The organism is Kaarinaea lacus (genome assembly GCF_975902315.1).
Genome location: NZ_CDLKIE010000412.1, coordinates 1 through 5,574, shown reverse-complemented (window position 1 = coordinate 5,574; position 5,574 = coordinate 1). Strand labels below are relative to the sequence as shown.

Annotated in this window: 4 protein-coding genes; all 4 read right to left on the bottom strand. The window is 41.3% G+C overall.

From position 1 onward, the window contains the following. The coding region (locus ACWVCM_RS13060) for a hypothetical protein (protein ID WP_455202198.1) at nucleotides 1–346 on the bottom strand (346 nt) is incomplete at its 3' end. 468 nt (nucleotides 347–814) lie between these two features. Next, nucleotides 815–2,017, bottom strand: coding sequence for a hypothetical protein (locus ACWVCM_RS13055; protein ID WP_455202197.1), 1,203 nt, complete (start codon nucleotides 2,015–2,017; stop codon nucleotides 815–817). A gap of 975 nt (nucleotides 2,018–2,992) precedes the next feature. After that, entirely contained in the window at nucleotides 2,993–4,327 is a 1,335-nt protein-coding gene (locus ACWVCM_RS13050) for a DUF2330 domain-containing protein (protein WP_455202196.1), read from the bottom strand. Continuing rightward, nucleotides 4,324–5,127, bottom strand: coding sequence for an RnfABCDGE type electron transport complex subunit D (locus tag ACWVCM_RS13045; protein ID WP_455202195.1), 804 nt, complete (start codon nucleotides 5,125–5,127; stop codon nucleotides 4,324–4,326). The genes ACWVCM_RS13050 and ACWVCM_RS13045 overlap by 4 nt, the downstream gene beginning before the upstream one ends. Between the last annotated feature and the right edge of the window lie 447 nt (nucleotides 5,128–5,574).

Sequence of the window (5,574 nt, the reverse complement as noted above, 5' to 3'; positions counted from 1 at the left end):
CTCTCGGGGTCTTTGCAATCTTATTACAATTAGGGCAACGGTTTATAAAAATGTCTTCCCCATGTTCCGACATTAAACGCTGGAATACAGTTTCACGAAACTTCTCACTTCCTTGACTAAGTGCCTCCTCAACTTCAGGGTTAGTATTTGTTTTCCATTCTTCTCTTATTCTCTTAGCCATAAAAGGCCCAAAGTTTTGTGCCTTTAATTCAGTCACAATGCCCATAAAGCCTAAAGACTCTGTTGGTGTGAAATACTTAGTAAAATATGCAAGAACATAATTTTTTAGTACTTCATGCTCGTTGTATTCGTCTGATTCCATTTTTTTATTATGTATAACATCCACAAATGGACCTGTACCGGTCCGCGCAGTTAATTTGGTAAACTCCCAATAAAACTCCTGTAAGTGATAGTAATTAAAGCAATATATTCTTTGACCGCCTCATTATCAATCTATTTCAAATCAGGGCACAGGAACTTCAATTTAATCTTATTTTCAGGGATTTTTGAAGCTTAAATGTCCGGTTTGAAGGATATTCTATGAATGTCTGCTATGGAAGAAAAAGGACGATCGAGAGTAAAAATACAAAGGTCAGCAATCAGTATAACCCGGTCGAAATACTTATTTAGTGCTCTCTCACTATATTCGCATTAAATTTCTTCAAGCGAAATTCCAAACTTAACGAAAAATTGACAATCTATCTTTACATTATTCTGTATAGAAGATTCGTGAATGATGATGTTATATGTACTAATAAAGCACTCCTTTTTTGCAGGAGTGCTTTTAATAAAACCATATTTGATTAAACAAGATTTATTGAGAAGTAAACAATATATAGTGATGGCCATTCAATCCACCACTGCCCGCTGGTATAAACTCATCAATGAACGCGCCGGTTGTTCCATTGTAGCGAACGACATTATCTGAATTCGAACCGCTAACATAAAGGTTTCCATCTGGTCCGAAAACCACGGCTACTGTCAGATTTAAACCATTTCCGGAGGCAAACACATCAATAAATGCACCTGTACTTCCATTGTAACGAAGTACGCTGCTGGTATTGTAACTCCCAACGTAAAGGTTGCCGTCTGGTCCAAAGGCTAGACCTTGCGCGTTACTCAATCCACCGCTATTTGCGACAACAAAATCGTCGATATATTCTCCCGTCGTGCCATTGAATCGAACTACTTTATTAGTAAAACTGCTACTAACGTAAAGATTACCGTCGGGCCCAAAGAGTAAAGCTGTGGGGGCACTCAATCCCACGGAAGCAAACGTATCTATAAACGCCCCTGTTGTTGCATTAAACCGAACTACCTTGTTATTGTTCGCATACACGACATAGAGGTTTCCATCTGGGCCGATAGTCAACCCATGCGGCAGGCTTAAGCCCTGGGTACCAGCCGGTATAAAGATATCGATGAAAGCTCCAGTGGTGCCGTCGTAGCGAAGCACATTGCTGGTATTACGACTACTGACAAATAGCATGCGGTCAGGACCCATAGCAATACCAAGTGGGTCATCCAGGCCACCACTCGCTTCAGTCACAAAATCATTTATATAATCCCCGGTCGTTTCATCAAAGCGTAGTATTTTATCTGGGTTGTTAGTTCCAACTAACAGGTTTGCGAAATCTGTACAGTTCACTGTGACGGTGGTCACGTTCATTCTGTTTACATCGCCTGTTTCATTGGTGACTATACAGGTTTGATTCGGCGATGTTGGTTGCGTCAATACTGTTACTGTATAAGAACTCAGATCTGCCACAGCTGTTGTAAAAGTAAAATCACCATCCGCTGTGATTTCGAGATCGTCGGCACCATTATTCTGAAGAACCAATCCGATGCCAGTTAATCCACTAACACTACCACCGATGGTGTAAACATCACTGCCGCCACCACTATCATCATCTCCACCACTACTACATGCAGCAAGCAACAAAATCAAAACCAGGAAAAACAATGCTTTTAAACTGCGCTCTGAATTAAAGCGCGAAGAAGATAAACGTAAAAACATGAGAAAAATCCCCTAGATACTTAATTTATTAGTTCTAGTATCCCGCCCAGGCGAATATGCTAGCCAGAGAGAAATGATTAAGAATAAAGCAACTTACAAGTCTACACTGGTTTCAAAATCGAGTCATTCGATTTGTCACCTTCAAGCATTGTTGAACGTCTATTAAGATGTCAGAGATAAGCTAACTAACAGAATTGTTATCTTGTCTATATATATAGGAAATAATTTGTACAATTCGCTAGTGAAATAATATCACATTAAATAAGTAGCATAATGGCCTGTTGATCATAAAAGCATGTGGCACACACTTGCAAAGTACGCACATTATAAATATTCGATTTCATGATAGTAAGCCTTTGATTATAGTATTTTGATCGCTGGCTTATGGCAGCGTTCGGCCAGAAACTGAAATCTCCAATTCTTTGCAGAGTGTCGGTTACCAGTACACCCGGTCGCAATACCTATATTAGGTATTTAGACACTCTACTTTCGTTAAAATCTGATGCGCATTGCCGCTGCGTTTAAGGGCCACTCTTGGGTCAGAACAATGGGGAATTGAGGTGATGGAGTGTGAAATAGGTGTGATGGAAAGTAGCAACGGCTCAATGACTTCAATTATAAATTACTGCTCATATATACTATTTGAGCGCGTTCGGGAGGCGGGGGTCGAAGGCTGATGAAAGCCATCCCTGGCTTTCACCTTACAGGCGTTATTCGTACGTCCAATTTTGTTCCAGACAAAATTGTCAAATCCTTTCACTCCGACCAATGTTCAATCACTTTCCCTGCTCCTCCGATCACTTTCAGCATGCAAATTGACATTAGATTTGCTTCAGCATTATTTTTATAATCTTTCTATTATTATCAATCAGTAAATGGCGACTTTGCAGACCATAGTGGTTTTCGTTGTACTAAAGCAGACATTCTTAACTTGTAAATGTTAAAAAAGTAAGACAGCTAAGGATCTGCCCCCTATCATTCCTTCCACAAAGATTTCCACCACGACCCATCTTTTTTTGATTCATCAGATGCTTTTAGAACTGCCATATGCTTGCGTATCTCGTTTATATTCCACCCTGTTAACGTTGCTAAATTGCTCGCTTCTTTTTCCTGGCGCCGAACCAAACGAGAGTAATACTGTTCTGCCCTGTCACATTTCGCTTTGCCTTTCCATGGATGATTAATAATATAGCGTCCCTGAAAATTTTCCCTGTTATTGGTTACTTGAAACATTAAGTCTTCGGGAAAAGTCTCCGCGGTATATCGCACATGCATACGTGTTATATAGACATTTCGCGCTTGAGCTTTACTGCGTGCTTGTGGAGCATACTTTTCGACCCAGAAAACACCAAGCTCGCGTAATTCATCGTCCGTCAACGGATCCGCGGCACATGGGTCGCACCAACTCATATCCCAGGCATATTCAAGAAACACAGTACGCATGTTTTCGCGTCGGACTTGCTCGGTAAACATATCCTGATAAAATTCGGCGAACTTCGTTTTCACATATAGAGGTACCTCCATATTAGACGGTAACTTCGCCATGCGATAATTCGTGGGCTCAACACGACCTTGACGCGTCATCGCGAATACAAACAACTCTTGTTCGCCGTTGGCGTTTACTGTTCCCAAACGTATCGGCAACATAAACTTTGGTGATTCAAATGCCATCTGCAGCGGTCGTAAATAATTAAATCCGAGCTTACTCTGCTCATCTAAATTCACCTTAGCGAGAAAAAATCGCATACCCTGTTTAATATAACTTCCCAAAACAGCTTTGGCTCCCTTCGGGATTTTGTAATCATTTTGTTTGAGCCATGTTTCCAATCCACTGCTTTCTTTTGCAGACAAAATAACGATGTCATATTCACCAACGGTGTATTCTGCTTCAATGGTTACACCCAGACCTTTTTCACCCGAAGATCGACTTCCAAGCTCATCCGTTACACTTTCTGCTCTTAGCATAAATAGTGGTTCTGGTTGGCAAGGATCGCGATCAAAATACTCTACGAGACGTGGCGCCGAATACACATCGAGATGATCAAGAATGGCGTTGTTTGTGACGTGAATTTGCTCACGTTGCAATACCATTGGCACAGGAATAACAATCGCAAATTCCTTAAGATCGCCTTGATAATCATTGGCCATGGTCAGTACTGTGCGATCTTGATCGCGTACCAACACAACTTTTGAAGCCTTATTAAATAACTTGGTATCCGCTTTGGCGACATAAAATCCACAAAATGACCATGCAGCCTGGCAATACACCATACCCAAGACAGCGATAGTAACCACAATTCTTAGTTTCATATTATTTTCCTCAGGTTTCGAACTGGTTCCCATGTATACCGTTCCGCTTTAAACAACTTGTCCCATAGCGCAACCAATGGTGCGCAACACACCAGCGCCCAGATAAAGCCATTGGGTTGATATAAAACGAAGTGGACATACGCTGCTACGATCGCAACGACGGTGGCATGTAATACCCGACCGATACGTGCATCGGGTGTTGTTTTAGGATCGGATATCATAAAAAACGCAAACAATAAAAAGGCACCATTTTGTAAGTGATGCCAAGCCACTGCCATCGGATCCCCCAGCCACATCCCGCGTAACATTACGATTCCGCTGTAGGCCAGCAAAAATGCAATGGTGATATCGCTACGTTGCGCCCGGTAGACCACAATCAATCCCATACAGGCCAGGAAAAAACCAAACAGCGCTGTTGTGCCCCATTGTCCCGGTGATACCCAAGCGTGATCGCCCAACACGATTAATACAAAGGCAATGCCAAAGTTGGTGGGATTAAAAATATGCTTGTTGTTAACGCGAATAATGAATTTACTGATGATTGTGACGAATGCAGCTACTACAGCCACCCATAACCAGTCCGTCCGCAACAATAGGCATAGCGACAAACTGGAAATCAACGCGCTACGCGGATCATATACAGGTAACTGCCAAAAGCGCGTACATCCCCACTGAGTCAATAGAGCGGTTGCTACTATTGCAATCGTTACTTTATATTGCAGTGCAAAATCAAAAAACACAATGCCACAAGCCAACAACGTAGCAAGCACTGTTATTTGGTAACTGCGCGGATCAATCATATGAGCATCATGTTTTTGTGATCACTTAATGGTTTTTGAATGGCGCAACAGCCTGAAGTTTGGCCAAATATTTCATCATCAATGTGCAAGTATTTTGCCAGATAACGAGTTATAACCCGTTGTATTAATATAATAATTGGCGAAATTAGGATCGGAGTTGTTCTGGGAATAACTTGCTTACAGATATAGTAATGAAAGATCGGTCTCTTAATTTAATAAACTACGCCACATGCCTTTTTTGCAGCGTTAACTGATGTCAATACAAGATTACTAATTGACTGCTTTTAGCTGATTCGTTTTACCCTGAATATATGGACCAGTAATTTTCACTAGTAAGTGATGCATATTGCGGCTGCGTTTATGGGTAAAACGAATCAGCTAAAAGCAGTCAATTAGTAATCTTGTATTGACATCAGTTAACGCTGCAAAAAAGGCATGTGGCGTAGT

Coding starts and splice junctions, on each gene's coding strand:
- ACWVCM_RS13055 (WP_455202197.1), bottom strand. CDS start 2,017: ATGTTTTTACGTTTATCTTCTTCGCGCTTTAATTCAGAGCGCAGTTTA.
- ACWVCM_RS13050 (WP_455202196.1), bottom strand. CDS start 4,327: ATGAAACTAAGAATTGTGGTTACTATCGCTGTCTTGGGTATGGTGTAT.
- ACWVCM_RS13045 (WP_455202195.1), bottom strand. CDS start 5,127: ATGATTGATCCGCGCAGTTACCAAATAACAGTGCTTGCTACGTTGTTG.